Below are 490 nucleotides of genomic sequence, written 5' to 3'. Positions count from 1 at the left end.
GCTTATTCGCTTAACCTCACAACCCGAAGGTGTCTTCAGATTGGAGTATTGAGAGACTCATCAATGCCATTTTTCAATAACACTGATTGTTTCAAATTTTCAGCTTGTTCCAGATTGTTAAAGAGCAATTATTGCTAAACCGGCATCATCCGCCCGCTTAGCAATAATGTGTGGCACCGTCTTTCACCCGTGGCCCTGAACAGCGTGGCGTCCCCTAGGGGATTCGAACCCCTGTTACCGCCGTGAAAGGGCGGTGTCCTAGGCCTCTAGACGAAGGGGACATCGGGTCTTCTTCGCAGGCGCGCTGCTCATCTTTATTTCATCAGACAATCTGTGTGAACACTCAGCAACATTTACTATCTTAGGTTAAGGAGGTGATCCAACCGCAGGTTCCCCTACGGTTACCTTGTTACGACTTCACCCCAGTCATGAATCACAAAGTGGTCAGCGCCCTCCCGCAGGTTAAGCTACCGACTTCTTTTGCAACCCA

Annotated in this window: 1 tRNA gene and 1 rRNA gene; both read right to left on the bottom strand. The window is 49.2% G+C overall.

Features of this window, described 5'->3' with window-relative positions:
- Positions 1–205 precede the first annotated feature (205 nt).
- Positions 206–281 (bottom strand) — tRNA-Glu (locus Xenpb_RS19540).
- Positions 282–367: 86 nt separating this feature from the next.
- Positions 368–490, bottom strand: a 16S ribosomal RNA gene (locus tag Xenpb_RS19535); the annotation flags it as partial.

This window comes from Xenorhabdus sp. PB62.4 (assembly GCF_014467285.1).
Lineage (GTDB): Bacteria > Pseudomonadota > Gammaproteobacteria > Enterobacterales > Enterobacteriaceae > Xenorhabdus.
Note: the sequence above shows the minus strand (reverse complement) of the source record. Positions and strands in the feature narration are given on the sequence as shown.